Raw genomic sequence first — 583 nt, 5'->3', positions numbered from 1 at the left:
GCTACCTCGTCGCGGCCACCAGCGTCGACCCGGACACCGGGAAACCGGCCCTGACCTGGCACTTCGACCAGGCCACCCTCGACACCGAGGCCACCACCGACGGCTGGTACGCCCTGCTGACCAACCTCGACCCCGACATCGATCCCGCCGAGGTCCTCGCCCGCTACAAGGGCCAGGAAGTCTCCGAACGTCGCTACGGCACCTTCAAGGGCCCGCTCGCGGTCACACCGATGTTCCTGCACTCCAACCAACGCATCCACGCGCTCATCCACGTGATCTGCCTGGCCCTGCTCATCTTCTGCCTGGTCGAACGCCAAGCCCGGCTCGGCGCCGGCCCCGACGGGAAGATCCCCGGCCTCTACGCCGGCCGTCCCGCCCGCCCCACCGGAGCACTGGTCTTCGGCGTCCTGAGCAGACTGCGCCTCGTGCCCGCCCGGGGCGACCAGATCGCCTACATCCCCCGTCCCTCGGCTCTGCATCAGCACCTCCTCGACATCCTCGATGTCGACCCGACCCGGCCACCTTGAACCGAAACCGGGCCGGTCAACGCATCGCAACCCCATGTGCGGAAGACAGGTCTAGC

1 pseudogene is annotated in these 583 nt (G+C 68.6%); it reads left to right on the top strand.

Annotated features, from left to right (window positions below):
* Positions 1-527 (top strand): annotated as a pseudogene (locus tag AB1460_RS38195) (transposase); the annotation flags it as partial.
* Between the last annotated feature and the right edge of the window lie 56 nt (positions 528-583).

The organism is Parafrankia sp. FMc2 (genome assembly GCF_041008525.1).
In the GTDB taxonomy this organism is placed as follows: Bacteria; Actinomycetota; Actinomycetes; order Frankiales; family Frankiaceae; genus Parafrankia.
Note: the sequence above shows the minus strand (reverse complement) of the source record. Positions and strands in the feature narration are given on the sequence as shown.